At 59.8% G+C, this 17546-nt stretch carries 15 protein-coding genes; 12 read left to right on the forward strand and 3 right to left on the reverse strand.

The annotated features are described in order from the left end of the window. Positions 1–32: 32 nt before the first annotated feature. Together DXZ77_RS01600 and glpK are read left to right on the forward strand one after the other, a co-directional pair. A complete protein-coding gene (locus DXZ77_RS01600) occupies positions 33–794 on the forward strand; it encodes an MIP/aquaporin family protein (RefSeq protein ID WP_115029450.1) in 762 nt (253 codons plus the stop codon). Between the two features lie 55 nt (positions 795–849). Next, on the forward strand, positions 850–2406 hold the full coding sequence (glpK, locus tag DXZ77_RS01605; RefSeq protein WP_115029452.1) for a glycerol kinase GlpK: 1557 nt from the start codon (positions 850–852) through the stop codon (positions 2404–2406). 93 nt (positions 2407–2499) lie between these two features. On the opposite strand, the gene DXZ77_RS01610 is transcribed toward glpK, so the two are convergent. Both DXZ77_RS01610 and DXZ77_RS01615 read right to left on the reverse strand, forming a co-directional pair. Beyond that, the gene (locus tag DXZ77_RS01610; protein WP_115029454.1) at positions 2500–2643 is read right to left on the reverse strand and encodes a methionine/alanine import family NSS transporter small subunit; all 144 of its coding nucleotides are present in this window, start codon (positions 2641–2643) and stop codon (positions 2500–2502) included. Between the two features lies 1 nt (position 2644). Further along, positions 2645–4234, reverse strand: coding sequence for a sodium-dependent transporter (locus tag DXZ77_RS01615; RefSeq protein ID WP_115029456.1), 1590 nt, complete (start codon positions 4232–4234; stop codon positions 2645–2647). 106 nt (positions 4235–4340) lie between these two features. Here DXZ77_RS01615 and DXZ77_RS01620 point away from each other — a divergent pair, with 106 nt between their 5' ends. The 10 genes from DXZ77_RS01620 to DXZ77_RS01660 all read left to right on the forward strand — a co-directional run bounded on the left by DXZ77_RS01620 (position 4341) and on the right by DXZ77_RS01660 (position 16906). Then, complete coding sequence (locus tag DXZ77_RS01620; protein ID WP_258553067.1) at positions 4341–5369, forward strand: uroporphyrinogen decarboxylase/cobalamine-independent methonine synthase family protein; 1029 nt, start codon at positions 4341–4343, stop codon at positions 5367–5369. 104 nt (positions 5370–5473) lie between these two features. Beyond that, entirely contained in the window at positions 5474–7126 is a 1653-nt protein-coding gene (locus DXZ77_RS01625; RefSeq protein ID WP_115029458.1) for a methyl-accepting chemotaxis protein, read from the forward strand. Between the two features lie 58 nt (positions 7127–7184). Then, on the forward strand, positions 7185–9506 hold the full coding sequence (ligA, locus tag DXZ77_RS01630; protein WP_115032384.1) for an NAD-dependent DNA ligase LigA: 2322 nt from the start codon (positions 7185–7187) through the stop codon (positions 9504–9506). Beyond that, positions 9503–10528 (forward strand): YeiH family protein, encoded by a 1026-nt coding sequence (locus DXZ77_RS01635; protein ID WP_258553068.1) that lies wholly within the window; start codon positions 9503–9505, stop codon positions 10526–10528. Before ligA ends, DXZ77_RS01635 begins: the two co-directional genes overlap by 4 nt. A gap of 39 nt (positions 10529–10567) precedes the next feature. Further along, a complete protein-coding gene (locus DXZ77_RS11640; RefSeq protein WP_147279151.1) occupies positions 10568–10789 on the forward strand; it encodes a hypothetical protein in 222 nt (73 codons plus the stop codon). A 115-nt stretch (positions 10790–10904) separates the two neighbouring features. Further along, complete coding sequence (locus DXZ77_RS12580) at positions 10905–12671, forward strand: alpha/beta hydrolase (RefSeq protein ID WP_115029460.1); 1767 nt, start codon at positions 10905–10907, stop codon at positions 12669–12671. A 47-nt stretch (positions 12672–12718) separates the two neighbouring features. Next, positions 12719–13015, forward strand: coding sequence for an Asp-tRNA(Asn)/Glu-tRNA(Gln) amidotransferase subunit GatC (gene gatC, locus DXZ77_RS01645; RefSeq protein ID WP_115032388.1), 297 nt, complete (start codon positions 12719–12721; stop codon positions 13013–13015). An 82-nt stretch (positions 13016–13097) separates the two neighbouring features. Continuing rightward, positions 13098–14678, forward strand: coding sequence for an Asp-tRNA(Asn)/Glu-tRNA(Gln) amidotransferase subunit GatA (gatA, locus tag DXZ77_RS01650; protein WP_115029462.1), 1581 nt, complete (start codon positions 13098–13100; stop codon positions 14676–14678). A 50-nt stretch (positions 14679–14728) separates the two neighbouring features. Next, positions 14729–16258: an Asp-tRNA(Asn)/Glu-tRNA(Gln) amidotransferase subunit GatB gene (gene gatB / locus DXZ77_RS01655; RefSeq protein WP_115032390.1), complete on the forward strand. Its 1530-nt coding sequence runs from the start codon at positions 14729–14731 to the stop codon at positions 16256–16258. A gap of 3 nt (positions 16259–16261) precedes the next feature. Continuing rightward, positions 16262–16906, forward strand: a complete 645-nt coding sequence (locus DXZ77_RS01660) for a SixA phosphatase family protein (protein WP_115029464.1) — start codon at positions 16262–16264, stop codon at positions 16904–16906. A gap of 48 nt (positions 16907–16954) precedes the next feature. On the opposite strand, the gene DXZ77_RS01665 is transcribed toward DXZ77_RS01660, so the two are convergent. After that, positions 16955–17536: a phospholipase A2 family protein gene (locus DXZ77_RS01665; protein WP_115029466.1), complete on the reverse strand. Its 582-nt coding sequence runs from the start codon at positions 17534–17536 to the stop codon at positions 16955–16957. Positions 17537–17546 lie beyond the last annotated feature (10 nt).

Genomic DNA, 17546 nt, shown 5'->3' on the forward strand with positions numbered 1-17546 from the left:
CCTTACCCAACGATGTGTTAGGACTCCCCCCAATGAATGCCTTTGTTACTGCGCTGGTTATTACCGCGCCCGCGCTCGGGCAGATATTCCTTTCCGAGCTAGTTGGTACCGCTGTCCTCATTCTTCTCGGCGGCGGGGTAGTAGCCGGCGTAGTACTCCCTAAAACAAAGTCACACGCAGCGGGATGGGTAGCTATAACCTTCGGGTGGGGTTTTGCCGTTTTCTCGGCCGTATATGTCGCTTACCGTTCCGGGGCCCACCTCAACCCGGCTGTCACATTCGGCATCTTGTTCAGCGGAGCCGACGAGTACGCCAAAGGCGTGCCTATCAATATCACCACCACGATGATCTACATCATCGCTGACCTACTCGGCGCTTTCCTCGGCGCGATTCTCGTATTCCTCAGCTATAAAAAACACTTCGATGAAGATGCCCCCGCTGAAGACAAACTAGGCGTGTTCTCCACCGGTCCAGCCATCCGGTCCTACGGGTGGAACCTATTCACAGAAGCCATCGCAACCTTCGTCATGGTGTTAGTAATCCTGGAGTTTGGTCACTCCCCAGGCGAACTTGGCCCTCTCGCCGTGGCACTACTCGTCGTCGGTGTTGGCCTCTCTTTGGGCGGACCAACCGGGTATGCAATCAACCCTGCACGCGACCTAGGACCCCGCATCGCCCACGCCATCCTGCCGATCCGCGGCAAAGGCCCAAGCGACTGGGCCTACGCCTGGGTGCCCGTAGTAGGGCCACTTATCGGCGGAACAGCGGCAGGACTGTTTGCGATGGTCTTCTGAGTAACCCAGCAACTGCTTATTGATCTTTGTCACAAGGACGTGAAAGGCATATGTCATGACAACTCAAGAGGCCGCACTCCAAGAAACTCCGAAAAAATACGTGCTGGCCATCGACCAAGGCACCACCAGCTCACGGGCAATCGTGTTCGACCACAGCGGAAAGATCATCTCGGTCGGACAACTTGAGCACGAACAGATTTTTCCCAAAGCCGGCTGGGTGGAACACGACCCAATGGAGATCTGGCGCAATGTGCGCGAAGCCGTAGGCCAGGCACTATCGCGCGGTGAGCTCAACCGCCATGAAATCGCGGCAGTGGGCATCACCAACCAGCGCGAAACCGCAGTGGTATGGGACAAAAATACCGGTGAACCGGTTTATAACGCCATCGTCTGGCAAGACACCCGCACCCAGAAAATCTGTGACCGTCTCGCCGGAGAAGAAGGACCCGACAAATACAAGTCGGTGTGTGGTCTGCCGCTGGCCACGTACTTCTCCGGACCGAAAGTGGCATGGATCCTGGAAAACGTTGAAGGAGCACGTGAACGCGCCGAAGCAGGGGATCTGCTTTTCGGCACAACGGACACCTGGGTCCTGTGGAACCTCACTGGTGGTGTGCACGGTGGAGTCCACCTGACCGACGTGACGAACGCTTCGCGCACGATGCTCATGGATTACCGAAGCCTGAAATGGGATGAGTCGATCTGCGCTGACATGGGGATCCCCATGTCGATGCTGCCCGAGATCCGCTCTTCCTCTGAGGTGTATGGCTACGGACGTCCGCAAGGGCTCCTGATCAACACTCCCATTGCTGGAATTCTGGGAGATCAGCAAGCAGCAACTTTCGGGCAGGCCTGCTTTGAGCCGGGAATGGCGAAGAACACGTATGGCACTGGTTGCTTCATGCTCATCAACACGGGAACCAAGCCGGTAAACAGTGAAAACGGGTTGCTGACAACGCTGTGTTACAAGATCGGTGATGAACCGGCGGTGTACGCGTTGGAAGGCTCAGTTGCTGTGGCGGGGTCGCTGGTGCAGTGGCTTCGCGACAACATGGGGTTGATTTCTTCAGCTGAACAGGTGGAGGAATTGGCTGCAACGGTTGAGGACAACGGTGGTGCGTACATCGTGCCAGCGTTCTCTGGGTTGTTTGCGCCGCATTGGCGTCCAGGGGCCCGTGGCGTGTTCGCTGGGTTGACTCGATACGTGAATAAGGGGCACATCGCACGTGCGGCGCTGGAGGCTACGGCGTATCAGACGCGTGAAGTGATGGATGCGATGATCGCTGATGCTAAAGCTCACAATGTGGAGCTGAGTGAGCTCAAAGTCGATGGTGGCATGACGGCCAACTCGACCCTCATGCAGTTCCAGTCCGACATGTTGGGTGTTCCTGTGGTGTTGCCTTCGGTGGCAGAAACGACCGCCCTGGGTGCTGCTTACGCGGCAGGTATCGCGGTCGGATTCTGGTCAGGTGGGGAGGAAGTGGCGGCTAACTGGTCGGAGAGCCAGCGTTGGGAGCCACGGATGCCAGCTGAGGAGCGTGAGCGTTTGCTCCGCAACTGGAAGAAGGCAGTCAGCAGGACGTTGGATTGGGTGGACGATGACACTGAGTGAGGTTGCGCGTTCCACTCCGTTCTGATCCAAACGGCAGGGAGGGGCTTTGGTACCGAGACTCGGTGATAAAGCCCCTCCCCGCCGTGGTGTGGTTTAGGCGTCGATTTCGGGGTGGGCGCTGAGGTATTTGGCGGCGTCGGTTTCGATGCCGCGGGATCCGTAGATGATGGCGGTGGTCAGGCCGCCCCAGATGATGCTGCCGAAGAGGGTCATCATGACGATGGCGATGGTGGACATATCAGTGGTTCTCCTCGGCTGTGGTGGTGTAGGCGGCGGTGAGCCCTTCTTCGTAGTCTTCGTGGGCGTGCTCGGCGTCCAAAGTGGCGGGCTGTTTCCAGGGAAGAAGGGAGACAGTAATGCCGAGTACCGGTAGCAGGACGGTCATGCCCCAGCCGAAGGTGTTGACGAACCATTGCGGGTAGTCGCCGTAGGGTTTGGCTAGTTGGGTCGCTACGTCGGTGATGAGTAAGTAGGCCAGGGTGAGAGGAACGACTACACCGACCAGGAACCGCCACGTGCGGTTGACTTTGAAGGTTCCGTGGTAGTTGAGGTGGTCACGTAGTGCTGGCAGCTTCTTGAAGATGTAAGTGATAGCCAGCATCATCACCATGGCGCCCAGGAGAATACCGAAGCTGTTGACGAAAGAGTCGAGGGTGTCCAGTACGGGCAGGCCGGTGTGGGTGCCCATGAGGGCGATGCTCAGGGTGGCTACGGGCAGGCATAGCAGCATGGTTCCGGCGATGCGGCCTAGGCCGAGTTTTTCGCGCAGTGCGGAGACGCCTACTTCCAGGATGGAGACCATGGATGTGACTCCTGCGATCAGCAGCGACAGGAAGAACAGTACGCCGATCAGTGGGCCGAAGGGGGCTTGGCTGATGATGGTGGGGAAGGCGATGAAGGCTAGGCCGATTCCGCTGGAAACTACTTGGGATACGGGAACTCCGGAAGCGTTGGCCATGAATCCCAGGGCAGCGAAGACACCGATTCCGGCGAGGAGTTCGAAGCTGGAGTTGGCGAAGCCGACGATGAGTCCTGAGCCGGTCATGTCGGTGCGGCGGTCGACGTAGCTGGAGTAAGTGATCATGATGCCGAAACCCACGGACAGAGAGAAGAAGATCTGGCTGACTGCTGACATCCAGACTTTGGGATGAGTGAGGGCGCTCCAGTCGGGGGTGAAGATCGCGTCGAGTCCGGTCAGCGCGCCGGGCAGAGTGAGGGAGATCGCGACCATGAGGGCGAAGGCTGATACGAGCAGGGGGATGAAGACGGCTGAGAGTAGTCCGATGCCTTTGTCGACGCCGGAAGCCATGATCGCGATGACGACAATCCAGACGATGATGAGGGGAATGGCTACGCCGGGGACGAAGTCGAAGCTGAGTGTGTTTGGTTTGGCTACTTGGACGAAGGTGTCCATGAAGAAGCGTTCAGGGTTGTTGCCCCAGCTGTGGTCGAGGGAGAAGCCGACGTATCGGGCGGCCCAGGCGAGGATGACGGCGTAGTAGGAGGCGATGATGACGCACACGAATACCATCCACCAGCCGATCCATTCGGCTTTGGGGTGGAGGCGTCGTAGGGCTAGGGGAGCGCCGCCGCGGTATTTGTGACCGATGGCGTAGTCGAGTAGGAGGAGGGGAATACCGGCTAGGAGGAGGGCGGTGGCGTAGGGGATCATGAATGCCCCGCCGCCGCCTTCGTAGGCGACGTAGGGGAATCGCCAGATGTTGCCTAGGCCGACGGCTGAGCCGATGGCGGCGAGGATGAAGATTTTGCGCGATGAGAAAGTGTCGCGTTGTGGTGGCGTGGTGCTTGCCGGTTGGGTGGTGTTCACCCGGTCACCTCCAGAGGGGTGGTTCTGAGCCGTGTGAGGCTCGTGTGCTGCGTTGTTGTTTTTGAAGTGGTGGGCCTGAGCATAGGTGTTCTTTTAATCTGTACCAGTGACTGGAGCTTCTGGTATCGGATCGTGGGCAGGTATTGACGTTTTTGCTGCTGTGGATGGGGTGGCTCAAACGGTGGGTGCAGTGGATTCGGCGGGTACGGGAGTGCGGGGTGTGCCGTATATGCCAGAGCTGCCAGCGCGGGGTCCGGGGGCAGACATGATTGGTCGCTCGGCCGCTGTATTGGCTGAATTGGCAGTGGATTTGCAGCCGTCGGGGTGGCGGTTGGTGGATCATGCTGGGGTTGATATGGCACGGGCGTCATCGTTTTTGCAGCAGGACAAAGACGCGGTTGCGGCGGCTTTTTATGGCTGGGATGGGGCATTCAAGGTGTCTTTTGTGGGTCCGTGGACGTTGGCGGCTAATCTTCGCCTTTTCCGGGGGGAGAGGGTGTTGGCCGATGAAGGGGCGGTGCGTGATGTTGCGCAGGCGTTGGGTGAGGGGATCGCCGAGCATGTGAGTCATATCGGCAGTCTTTTTCCGCAGGCGAGTGTGATTTTGCAGTTGGATGAACCGTCTTTGCCTGCGGTGTTGTCGGGGAGTTTGCGGACGTCGTCGGGGTATCGGTGTCATGCCGCGGTGGGGCAAGACGAGGTGGTGATGGTGATGCATCAGATGTGTGATCAAGTGCGTCAACGCAGTGCGGTGAAGTCGGTGGTGATGCACTGTTGCGCGCCGGGGGTGTCGGTGGGGTTGTTGCGTCGGGCGGGGGCTGATGCGGTGGCGGTCGATGTGTCGTTGTTAGATACGCGCCAGTGGGAGGAGTGTGCTGAGCATTTAGAGGCTGGTGGTGGGCTGTGGACGGGTGTTCCAGTGCCGTTGAATGGTGTGATGCCGGGGGCGCGTGAGCTGGCTGAACATGTGGAGCGTCCGTTGGGAATGCTTGGGCTGGGGGGTGAGGCAGCGGATTTGATTACGGTGACGCCGGCGTGCGGGTTGGCTGGTGCGGTGTCGGCCTCGTTTGCTGCCGGGGTGCAGGCACGGGTGGTGGATGCGGCGAAGCTGTTCCGCCAGGACGTGGTTGCGTGAGAGGTTGATGGTGTTGCTGGGTTTACGAACTGGGCAGGGGTGCCGATAGGGAGGCGGAACCCTATCCTGGGCCTAGAGTCCTTTTTCGTGAAGGCCGTGTTCACATGAGTCAGTCTCGTATTACCCGAATAGCTGCGATTGTTGCGGCAGTTCTTGTTGTTGTTGCTGCGGTGTGCACGGTATTCACCGTACGTGCCGCCGGTGCTTCGACGAAGGCATCTTCGACGCGTTATACGTCGATTGCTGCGGCGCAGGACATTTCCGCATCATCGGCTTTCCTGACCAATATGGTGCGTGCATATGTCTCCACCGGTGATAGGCAGTGGCTTGACGCGTATTGGAAAGAGATTGACGAAACTAAGCGCCAGGAGCGCGCCCTGGCTACTTTGCGTCAGTTAGAAACTCCTGATTCTGAGCTTGCAATGGTGAAGAAGGCTTCGGATGATTCGGGGGCGCTTGTTGCCGCAGAGACACGTGCTATGCGGCTGGTTCTTGAAGCTGGAAATGTTTCTACGTCGCAGATGCCTAAAGCGGTTGCTGCGTGGAACATGACGGCGGAGGATTCGGCGCTTTCAGCGGCTAAGAAACGCGAAACCGCTATTGATCTGGTGTACGGCAAGGATTACCAGAATGCGGCCGGTGGGATTATGGCCTCTATTGACAAGTTTGTTGAGACGCTCACTAACCGTGTGACGCAAGATTCAAAAGATGCGCAAAGCTCACGTCAGGCTGCTGAGATTTTTCTTGTTCTCTCGGCAGCGGCCTTAGCGGCTGCTCTTGTTGCTGTTCTTGTTGTTTTTAGTCGTCAAATGGGCCGTGTTGTTCGTGAGTATGCCCACAACATTAATGTTCGCGATCCGAAGAATTTGACGTTCCGGCTCACTCCAGCTGGGGTAACTGAGTTGCATGATCTTGCGCGTGCCTTCAACAGCCAGAACGATCAGTTCAATGAAATTCTCACTACGGTTGCTGCGACTGCTCGGTCGTTGGCCAGTGAGTCAGGGCAGCTTCAGCAAACGGCCGAGCGGCTCTCTCGCAACGCCGGGGACACACGCACAGCGGCAGACACGGCCTCTACAGCTGCTACCTCGGTGACTGGTGATGCTTCGACGGTGGCCGCGGGCACCGAGGAGATGACAGCTTCGATTCGTGAGATCTCAGGATCGGCGGTGAAGGCTTCGGAGGTGGCTCGTGAGGCGGTGCGAGCTGCAGAAGAGACCACAGTCACGGTGGCTAAGCTGGGTGAAAGTTCGGCACAGATCGGTGATGTGGTCAAGTCGATCACGTCGATTGCTGAGCAGACAAACTTGTTGGCTTTGAATGCCACGATTGAGGCAGCCCGTGCTGGAGAGGCCGGTAAAGGTTTTGCTGTGGTCGCAGGTGAGGTCAAAGACCTTGCTCAGCAGAGCGCGTCTGCCACGGAAGATATTTCGCAGCGAGTGTTGTCGATTCAGCATGATGCGGAGGAGACGGCTGCGGCGTTGATCACGATTAGCCAGATCATTGAACGCATCAATGAGAGCCAAACCACGATCGCTTCGGCGGTGGAGGAACAGACTGCTACTACCAACGAGATGAGTAGGTCTGCGCATGACACAGCCGAGTCTGCGATGGGGATTAGCAACAACATCAGCTCAGTGAGTTCCTCCGCGAGCCATGCAGCTGAAGAGGCTCATCACACGCAGGAGTCTGCGGCGACAGTGGCTCGTTTGTCTGCAGAGTTGGATACGTTGGCGGGTAGTTTCCGGCTCTCTTAAAGCCGGAAACTACTGAAGTTTGTGTAGCCAGGCCGGTGGTGTGCGGCACCATGGGGGAGTGAGTTCTTCCACGCACAGCACCGGTCTTTCTTCTTCCCCTGACGCGGCGGGTGTCGTTTCTGCTGCTGATGAGCCATCATCGGCGCAACGGCACCAATGGGAGGAATTGGCTGAGCAGGTGCGGGAACACCGGCGGTTGTACTACGAGCAGCAGCCGGTTCTCTCTGATGGTGAGTTCGATGCGCTGTATCAGCGCCTAGTGGCCTTGGAGGAGCAGTATCCGCAGCTGCGGGTGCCGGATTCGCCGACGCAGCAGGCGGGAGGCGGCGTTTCTGCTGAGTTCACGGCGGTAAATCACCTTGAGCGCATGTACAGCCTTGACAATGTGTTTGACGAGGCCGAGTTGCGGGAGTGGTTTGATCGTGTACTTGCCGAGACGGAAACAGCTGAGGGTGAGCTGCATTTCCTCACGGAGCTGAAGATTGATGGGTTGGCGATCAATCTGCTGTATGAGAACGGTCAGTTGACGCGGGCATTGACGCGTGGGAATGGGGTTACTGGTGAGGATGTGACAGCGAATGTGCTCACTATCGCTGGTGTTCCGCACACGTTGACCCAGCCAGCGGATGCTCATGATGAGGATTCAGTGCGGGTACCGATTCCTCAGATGGTCGAGGTGCGGGGGGAGATTTTCTTCCCGACGGAGTCGTTCACCGAGTTCAATGCTTCCCGCGTGGAGGCCGGGGAAAAGCCGTATGCGAATGCGCGTAATTCGGCTTCGGGGTCGTTGCGGCAGAAAGATCCAGCTAAGACGCGTAAAGCGCCGTTGCGGATGCTGGTGCATGGCATTGGTGCGCGCAGTGGGTTTGATGTGCAGCGCCAGAGCCAGGCATACGAGATTCTGCGTGGTTGGGGGCTGCCGACGGCGTCGAACAATGTCACGGTGACCCGGTTTGAGGACATCGTGGAGCGGGTCCGGTATTTCGGTGAGCATCGTCATGACGTTGAGCATGAAATTGACGGGATCGTCATCAAGGTAGATGAGACCTCTACACAGCGCCGGTTGGGGTACACCTCGCGGGCTCCGCGCTGGGCGACGGCGTATAAGTATCCGCCGGAGGAGGTGACGACCAAGCTGCGTGACATTCTCGTGAATGTGGGGCGTACGGGTCGGGTGACGCCGTTCGGGATGATGGAGCCGGTCACGGTGGCTGGTTCGACGGTGGGTATGGCGACGTTGCATAACGCTTTTGAGGTGCGGCGTAAGGGCGTGCTTATTGGTGACACGGTGGTGTTGCGTAAGGCCGGTGATGTGATTCCGGAGATTTTGGGGCCGGTGGCGGATCTGCGTGATGGCAGTGAGCGGGAGTTTGTGATGCCGACGCATTGCCCTAGTTGTGGCACTGAGTTGGCGTATGAGAAAGAGGGCGATAAGGACATTCGTTGTCCGAATGCACGCTCGTGCCCGAGCCAGTTGAAGGAGCGTTTGTTCGCGCTTGCGGGTAGGGGGGCGTTTGATATTGAGGCGTTGGGCGAGGCTGGTGCGGTGGCGCTGGTTGACCCGGAGGCGGGGCGGCCTGAGTGGGCTGATGAGCAGGGGGCGCCTCGTGATGTGCCGGTGTTGGCTAGTGAGGCGGGGTTGTTTGATCTGACGGTGGAGGATTTGCGGGGGGTGCGGGTGTGGCGTACGCCGCGGCGGCGTCGGGCTGGTGAGGTGGTGGAGTTGCCGCCGGAGAAGCAGTTGTATTTCTGGACGGCGGCGAAGTACACGGCTAATGGGCAGGTGAAGGAGCCTTCGAAGCCTCGAGTGACGACGGATAAGTTGTTTGACCAGTTGGAGGAGCGTAAGTCTCAGCCGTTGTGGCGGGTTTTGGTGGCTTTGTCGATTCGTCATGTGGGGCCGACGGCGGCGCGTGCATTAGCGGCGAAGTATGGGTCGATGGATGCTATTCGGGCTGCCCATGTGGAGGATTTGGCAGCTACTGATGGGGTGGGGCCGGTGATTGCGGAGTCGGTGCGTGCGTGGTTTGAGGTTGATTGGCATGTGGAGATTGTTCAGGCGTGGGCGCGTGCTGGGGTGCGGATGGCCGATGAGGTGGATGAGTCGGTGTCGGCGACGTTGGCTGGGTTGACGGTGGTGGTGACGGGGTCGTTGGAGGGGTTTACGCGTGATGCTGCTAAGGAGGCGATTTTGGCTCGTGGCGGTAAGGCGGCTGGGTCAGTGAGTAAGAAGACTGACTATGTGGTGGTGGGGGCTAATGCTGGGTCGAAGGCAACGAAGGCGGAGTCGTTGGGGCTGCGCATTTTGGATGAGGAGGGGTTTGTGGCTTTGCTTGCTGGTGGGCCGGTTGCTGTGGGCGATGAGGTGGGGCAGGAGTGAGTGCAGGTAGGGGCGTGGGGGTGGGTGCTGTGTGGCCGGGGTTGGTGTTTTCTGCGCTGGTGGGGGTGGCTGCGATGGGGGTGTCCTGGTTGTTGGGGTTGGTGGTTCCGGCGGTGAGTGCGCTGTTGGTGGCGATTGTGCTGGGGGTGGTGGTGGGGAATGTGGTGGAGTTACCGTGTAGGTGGGAGCCGGGGATGGCGGTGGCTTCTAAGCGGGTGTTGCGGGTGGGGATTGTGGCGTTTGGGTTGTCGTGTTCGTTGGTGGATGTGGTGGCGTTGGGGTGGGGCACGGTGGTGTTGGTGGTGGCGGTTGTGGTGGCTGGGTTTGTTGCTGCTGAGGTGGTGGGGCGGTTGTTGGGGGTTTCGCGTGGGTTGCGCACGTTGATTGGTGCGGGGTTTTCGATTTGTGGTGCGGCTGCGGTGGCGGGTGTGGAGGATTTGGTTGAGGACAAGGATGAGTCGGATGTGGTGACGGCGTTGGCGTTGGTGGTGTTGTTTGGCACGCTGATGATTCCGTTGATTCCGGTGTTGGCTGGGGTGGTGGGGTTTTCGGTGGTGCAGGCGGGTAGGTGGGTGGGGGCTTCGACGCATGAGGTGGCGCAGGTTGTTGCTGGTGCTGGGGTGGTGGGGCCTGCTGCGTTGACGGTTGCGGTGATGGTGAAGTTGGGGCGGGTGGTGATGTTGGCGCCTGTGGCGGCGGTGCTGTCGTTGGGAGTGCGTCGTCGTGTGCGTGCTGCCGGTGGGCAGGGTCGGGTGTCGTTGCCGCCGGCGGTTCCGTTGTTTGTGGTGGGTTTTTTGGTTGCGGTGGGTGTGCGCAGTGTGGGGGTGGTGCCGGTGGGAGTGTTGGAAATTGCTCGGTGGGTTCAGGTGGTGTGTTTGTCGACGGCGATGTTTGCGTTGGGGTGTGGAGTAAAGGCGTCGCGGTTGCGGGCAGTTGGTGGGGCTCCGGTGGTGTTGGCTGCTGTGGTGACGGGGGTTGTGGTAGTTGTTGGTGGGGTTGGTGCGGGGTTGCTCGGCGCGTGATGGTGTCGTTTTGGGGTGTTTGGCTGCGAGAGTGGGGGGATGGACGACAGTGATGTGCAGCAGTTGCGGCAGGCTGCGGAGATTATTCGTGCTGCGGGTGGGTGTGATGGTGTAGCGGGGGATTTGACGTATTTGGATGGTGCGTTGCCTGGTTCTACGACGGGTCATGCGGCGTATGACTTGGTGTTGGGGTTGGGGTTGTGGTGCTCGGATTTGGCGGATTTTGTGGAGGCTGTTGCTGCTGGTGGTGAGCACCGGTGAGGTCGTGGTTGTTTGGGGTGGTGGTGCATCCGTGGATGACGCAGGACCCTGAGGGGTTTGTGTGGTTGGCGCAGGTTTTGCGGCAGCGGGGGCGTGAGTTGTCGCGGGGGTGGGAATGGTTCAGGAGGTGTTGGGTGGGGTGGCTGATGAGGGGGTGTCGCCGGAGCTAGTGGGAGTGTTTGCGGCAATTGAGCAGGCGGCCTCGGCGTGTGAGGTGCTGGCGCAGGCATTGGGTGAGCATGGGGTGCAGGTTGCGCGGTTGGTGGGGGAATTAGAGTCGTTGCCGGTGGGTAGGTGGTGGCAGGTGGGGCGGTTGCGGGATGAGTTGCGGGTGCATACGGATGCGTTGTCGCAGGTGGATGTGCGGGTGCGGGAGTTGGTGCAGGAGTGTGTGCGTGGGGTTCCGCAGGCGGGTGAGCGTCGGTGGTCGCAGGTGTTGGGTGTTCGGGTGGTAGGTAGTGAGGTGGCGGTGGGGTCGCGGGTGGAGTGTGCGGGGTTGGCTTTGCCGGTGTTGCGGGTGGCGGTGTTGGGGGATCCGCGGGTGCGGGTGCGTTTTGCTCGGGAAGGGTTGGAGTCGGTGGGTTTGGGGGTTCCGTTGAGTGTTGAGGCGGCGATGTGGGTGGTGGAGTTGGCTCAGGGGGCTGGTGTGGGTGGGGTGGAGTGCGCGGCTGCGCGGGCGGCGGTGGTGCGGGTGCGGGGTCAGTTGGGTGGGGTTCAGGTGGGGGTGAGGGTGGTGGAGGAGGCGCGTGCGGCGTTGGTGGCTTTGGGGTGGCAGGGGCGGGAGCGGTTGATGTTGTTGTGGCCGCGTGTGGTGGGTGCGTTGCCGGGGGCGGATCCGTTGTTGCGGGGGAGGGCGAATGCGTCGGTGATTCGGGCGGAGTTGGGGTGTGCTCGGGGTGTTGATGTGGAGCTGGAAGCGCGGGCGGTGGCTAGGCGGGTGGGGGATGCCTCGAGTGTGCTGCGCCGGGTGCGGTCGTGGTTGTTGTCGGTGTATACGGGGGTGGAGCCGGCGCGGACGTGGGTGGCGTTGAAGACGGATTATCCGTTGTTTGTGCGGCGTGATTTGCGGGCGCGGGTGCGGTTGTGGCTGCGTTTGTTGATGGAGCGTCCTGGGGGTAGGGCGCGGTGTGTGTGGGCGTTTGATGCGGCGGGGGTGGGGCATGTTGTGGAGTTGATTGGTTGTTGGGATGAGCGGACGCGCAATGTGGTGGTGTTTGTTCCGGGGACTGGGTCGGGGATGTATGGGTTTCATATGCCTGAGCACAGTTGTCGGGTGTTGGTGGAGTCTGATCCGGCGGGGCGGACGGCGGCGTTGTGCTGGGTGGGGGATGAGTTTCCGACGGGGATTGTGAATGAGTCGTCTTCGGGGCGGTTTGCGGTTTCGGCGGGGCGGGCTTTGGTTTCGGATGTGGTGGCGTTGGGGGTACCTGGTGGTTCGTTGGGGGTGCGGGTGACGGTGGTTGGTCATAGTTATGGGGCGGCAATGGTGGGGGCGGCGGAACGGGTGGGGTTGCCTGCGGATGTGGTGGTGCATCTTGGGTCCCCGGGGGCAGGGCCGGGGGTGCGTTCGGTGGCTGATTATGCGCGGTGGGATGTGTGGGGGCGGCGGCGTTGGGTTCGTCGGTTTGTGTGTACTGCTCCGGGTGATCCGGTGCGGTGGGTTTTTCTGTTGTCTGGGGTGGGGGTTGCGCCGTTGGGGGTGGATCCGCGGGGTTTGGTGGGGGTGGAGGTTTTCGGAGCGGGGGTGTGGGAGGAGGAGGTTGGTGGTCATCGGGTTGGGGAGTGTGTGGCTGGTGCGTCTGGGCATATGGGGGTGATGACGCCGGGGACGACGGCGTTTCGCCGGGTGTGTGAGATTGCGCGTGGGGTGGAGCCTTGTTGATGGTGGCCAGCTCGGGGCTGGGGGTGTTTGCCGCGTATGGTGGTTTCATGGCGTCGATTTCGAAAGACCAGGTAGCGCACCTGGCCATGCTGGCCCGTATCGAGATGGACGACGAGGAGCTGAGCCGGCTTGCGGGTGAGCTGGATGGGATCCTCGACGCGGTCGCGTTGGTGGGTGAGGTGGCTTCGGCGGATGTGGAGCCGATGGCTAACCCTGTGGCGATGAATACTGTGCTGCGCGCAGATGAGCCGCGTGAGGGTTTGTCTGGTGAGGCTGTGTTGGGTAATGCCCCTGAGGCTGAGGATGGCCGTTTCGTGGTGCCGCGCATTCTTGGTGAGGACTGACGTGGCTGGTGTTTCTTCTGGGGCCTGTGATGGCTCGTCTTCTTTTGTTGATTCGTCTGTGGAGTGTGAGGAGCAGGTGCCGATGCTGAGCACCCCTGAGCAGATTGTGCGTGCTTCGGCCGTTGAGTTGGCTGCGGCGATGCGTGCCGGTGAGGTGACTTCTGAGCAGGTCACTCGGGCTTTTTTGGACCGTATTGATGCTGTGGATGGTGTGGTTCACGCTTTCTTGCACCGTAATGATGAGGAGGCGTTGGCGGTAGCGCGTGAGGTGGATGCGGCGCGTGCGGCTGGTGAGGTGTTGCCGCCGTTGGCGGGGGTGCCGATTGCGGTGAAGGACATCGCGGCGACGGTGGGGCAGCCTACGACGGCAGCGAGTCGGTTTTTGCAGGGCTGGATGCCTCCGTATGACGCCACGGTGGTGGAACGGATTCGTCAGGCGCGGATGCCGATTTTGGGTAAGACGAATATGGATGAGTTCGCGATGGGTGGGTCGACGGAGCATTCTGCGTATGGTGTGACGCGTAATCCGTGGGCGTTGGATCGGGTTCCGGGTGGTTCTGGCGGTGGTAGCGCGGCGGTGCTTGCTGCGCATATGGCTCCGTTGGCGGTGGGGTCGGATACGGGTGGGTCGATTCGTCAGCCGGCGGCGTTTACGGGCACGGTGGGGGTGAAGCCTACGTATGGAGGGGTTTCCCGGTATGGGGTGATCTCTTTGGCGAGCAGTTTGGATCAGATTGGTCCGTGCGCGAATACGGTTGAGGATGCAGCGTTGCTGCATGAGGTGTTGGGTGGGCATGATCCGCGGGATTCGACGTCGTTGCCTGATCCGGTTCCTTCGGTTGTGGAGGCTGCGCGTAATGGTGATTTGCAGGGGCTGCGGGTTGGGGTGATTCCGGAGCTGATCAGTGGTGAGGCTGCGCAGAGTTTCGGTGAGGGTGTGTTGGAGCAGTACGCTGCTGCGATCGCTGATCTTGAGTCTGCAGGTGCGCAGATCACGGAGATTGAGATGCCGCATTTCCGTTATGGGGTGGCGGCTTACTATCTGATTCTTCCTTCGGAGGCGAGCAGTAATCTCGCTCGCTACGACGCGATGCGATATGGGCGTCGGGTTGCGCCGGCGGGTGTGGCTTCGCCGGATGCGGAGCAGGTGATGGCTGCTTCGCGTGAGGCTGGTTTTGGGCCGGAGGTTAAGCGCCGCATCATTTTGGGTACGTATGCGCTTAGTTCGGGGTATTACGACGCGTATTACGGTCAGGCGCAGAAGGTTCGCACGCTGATTGCTGGTGATTTTTCGGCTGCGTTTGCGTCGGTGGATGTGATTGCTTCGCCGACGGCGACGGTGACTCCGTATGTGCTGGGTGAAAAGATTGATGACCCGGTGGCTTTGTATGTGCTTGATGCTTTGACGATTCCGGCGAACTTGGCTGGTCTTCCTGCGATGAGTGTGCCTGTTGGTACTTCAGCGGCAGATGGTTTGCCGGTGGGGATGCAGTTTATTGCGCCAGCTCGTGCTGATGATCGTCTTTACCGTGTGGGTGCGGGGCTGGAGCGGGCTGTGCGTGAGCGGTTGGGGGCGCCGGTGTTGGCGTCGATGCCGGATCTTATTGCTGCCGTGGCTGCCTTTGAGGGCAAGGCTGCTGACATCACAGGAGGGGACCGATGAGCACGGTCGCGAAGGAGTTGGCTTCGATTGCGGCTGCTGCCGCCACGGAGATGGACACGATCGATTTCGATGAAGTTGTTGAGCTGTATGACCCGGTGATTGGTCTTGAAGTCCATGTGGAGTTGAACACAGCGACGAAGATGTTTTGTTCGTGTTCGGCGCGTTTTGGTGCTGAGCCGAATACGCATGTGTGTCCGGTCTGTTTGGGGTTGCCTGGGGCGTTGCCGGTGGTGAATGCCGCTGCGGTGGAGTCGGCTATCCGGATCGGGTTGGCGTTGAACTGTGAGATTAACCAAGTGACACGGTTTGCGCGGAAGAATTATTTCTATCCGGATATGACGAAGAACTTCCAAACCTCGCAGGCAGAGAACCCAATTGCGGTGAATGGGTATCTCGATGTGACGTTGGAAGATGGCGCGGTTTTCCGGGTGGAGATTGAGCGTGCGCACATGGAGGAAGATGCCGGCAAGTTGGTGCATGTCGGTGGTTCTACTGGGCGTATTCAGGGTGCGGATTATTCGCTGGCTGACTACAACCGAGCTGGTATTCCGTTGATCGAGATTGTGACGCGGCCTTTGTATGGGGCTGGCGAGCGTGCGCCGGAGGTGGCTCGGGCGTATGTGGGTGCATTGCGTGAGTTGATGCAGGCGTTGAAGGTCAGTGATGCGCGGATGGAGCAGGGGTCGTTGCGCTGTGATGCGAACGTTTCTTTGCGGCCGCGTGCTGGTGCGGATCGTTTGGGGCCAGAGCAGCTTGCGGTGAAGCTGGGTACGCGTACTGAGACGAAGAATGTGAACTCGTTGCGGTCAGTGCATGACGCGGTGCGTTATGAGATGACTCGTCAGGCAGCGGTGTTGGAGTCTGGGCGGCCGGTTTTGCAGGAGACTCGTCACTGGAATGAGGGGACGGGGATTACTGGTTCGGGTCGGCCTAAGTCTGATGCGGATGATTATCGGTATTTCCCGGAGCCGGATTTGTTGCCGATTGTGACAACTGCCGAGCGTATTGAGCAGTTGCGGGCTACATTGCCTGAGCCGCCGGGGTTGCGTCGTGAGCGTCTTCAGAGCGAGTGGGGGTTCACTGATCTGGAGATGCGTGATGTGGTCGGTGCGGGTGCGCTGGATCTGATTGATGAGAGTGTGCTGGCTGGCGCTAGCCCGGCTGGGGCGCGTAAGTGGTGGCTGGGTGAGGTGTTGCGCCGCGCGAACGCTCAGGAGCGTGAGTTGGTCGATATGGGGCTGGCTCCTGCTGATGTTGCTGAGTTAGAGCAGCTGGTGTCTTCGGGGCGTCTGTCGGATGCGATGGCGCGCCAGGTGCTTGAAGGTGTTCTTGCTGGTGAGGGGACGCCGACGGCGGTTGCTGATGCCCGTGGTTTGGCCATGGTCAATGACGACAGTGCACTCCAGGAAGCAGTAGATGCGGCGATTGCTGCGAATCCTTCTGTGGCAGAAAAGATCCGCGGCGGTAAGGTGCAGGCTGCAGGTGCTTTGATCGGTCAGGTAATGAAGGCAACAAAAGGAAGCGCGGACGCCGCCCGCGTGCGTGAGCTGATCCTCGAAACCTTGGGCGTGGAGGGCTAAACGATGACGAGTGTGCAGACGGTTGAGGGTCCTGGGGCCATGCGTCGGCGTCTGCAGCAGGCCTCAGCGGCTGGCGAGCAGAGCGCTGCTGAGGTCGACTCTTCATTAGTTGCTTCGTCAGCATTGGCTGGTTTTGCCGGAGAAGGTGAGGATATGCGAGTCCTTGTCCTGATGCGGCATGCGAAGGCTAAGTCTTCTTCTCCTGCGGGTGATTTTGAGCGCCCGTTGCATCGGGATGGTCGTAGCGCGGCCAGGACGGTGGGGGAGTGGCTCGTTGGCGAGAATGTGCGTCCTGATATTGCTGTGGTTTCGCCGTCAACTCGCACGGTGCAGACATGGGAAGAATTAACCCGTGGTGGTTTGCGCGCTAATGATCTGTGGGCTGATAAGGCGATTTATGACGGTGAGGCCCGCGACATTATTGAGTCGGTGAATGCTCTACCTAATGACGCGCATGTTGTTGTAGTGATTGGGCATTTCCCGGCAGTTCCACAGTTGGCAAGTCAGTTGGCTGACCATCTTCCGGCTGGGTCTGCTCATCCTGAGGATGGGTGGCCGCCAGCTTCTGCTGCGGTGGTTGCTCATCCGGGTAGTTGGGAGTCTTTTCCTAGCCAGGAGTCTGCTGTGGTGGCGTTCCGTCGGGGATGAGGTTGTTCTATGGGCCCGTTGTGTGATGTTTTGCAGAGTTTTTTTTGGTTATGACTTTTTGCAGGGAGAGATGGTGAACCACACACGGACAGCTGCGGCCACGATGCGTTCTTTGCGTTTCGTGGTGGGGGAGAGGCGCTTGATGTCAGCCTTGAGTTTTGCGTCGCACTGGCAGTCGAAGTAGGCGCGTTCGCCATAGCAGCCGTCGTGTTCTTTGCACAGTTTGTCGAGGGTGTCTACAGGTTCTCCAGGACCGCTGTGCCCTGGCCCGCAGTATTTGCCCCAGATGGGGAGAGAGAAACTGCGTGCGGTGGCTTTGGGGCCGGTGTAAGCGTTACGTAGTTCGTTGTATGCCTGGCCAGCTTCGATGATGTCTTCAGATTCTTTCGCTTTGCGGGCTTTGTCGACGTCGAATACGGATTCTTTGTCTTTTTTGACGAGATAGCGTTCGATGCCGGAGGCGAGGGCGTCTACGGATGGGTCTGCGGTAGTAGCGGTTGCAGCGGGTGTGGGGTTTGTTGGTGCCGAAGGCGCTGCAGTGGCGCCGGTACTAGCGAGTGTGAGTACTAGGGCGCTGGCTGAAAGGGCTGATAGGCAGACTCGTGCCAGGCGGGTGATATTGGTTTTCATAAAGATGCTC

Origin of the sequence: Dermatophilus congolensis (assembly GCF_900447215.1) — a bacterium.
Taxonomy (GTDB): domain Bacteria; phylum Actinomycetota; class Actinomycetes; order Actinomycetales; family Dermatophilaceae; genus Dermatophilus; species Dermatophilus congolensis_A.